The 240-nt window shown below is 38.8% G+C and carries 1 protein-coding gene; it reads right to left on the bottom strand.

The genetic code is table 11. The features are described from left to right. Positions 1-187 (bottom strand): transposase (locus Q3W56_RS20895; protein ID WP_483298538.1); only part of this gene is annotated, 187 nt, incomplete at its 3' end. Positions 188-240: the final 53 nt, after the last annotated feature.

Raw genomic sequence — 240 nt, 5'->3', positions numbered from 1 at the left:
TGAATAAAATCAGCGGGTCGAGTGAGGGGCGGCCTTTGTTTTCGCTGTAGTAAGGCTTAACCTTTTCAATGATAAAAGAGAAGTCGATGTGTTTATCAATTTTTCGAAGCAAATGATCCTCTTCGACAAGTTGGTCGAGAAGAACAAATTCGGCTGCGTTTTGAGAAGAATTTCTTGTGTGGAACATAAGAAAGACACCGTCCTTTTGAAGTCTTTCTTTTATTTTATTACAGGAGAATG

The sequence above is a fragment of the Bacillus sp. C28GYM-DRY-1 genome, assembly GCF_030519405.1.
GTDB lineage: Bacteria > Bacillota > Bacilli > Bacillales > Bacillaceae > Bacillus > Bacillus spizizenii_A.
The sequence above is the reverse complement of the archived record's forward strand: the minus strand, read 5'-3'. Positions and strand labels throughout refer to the sequence as shown.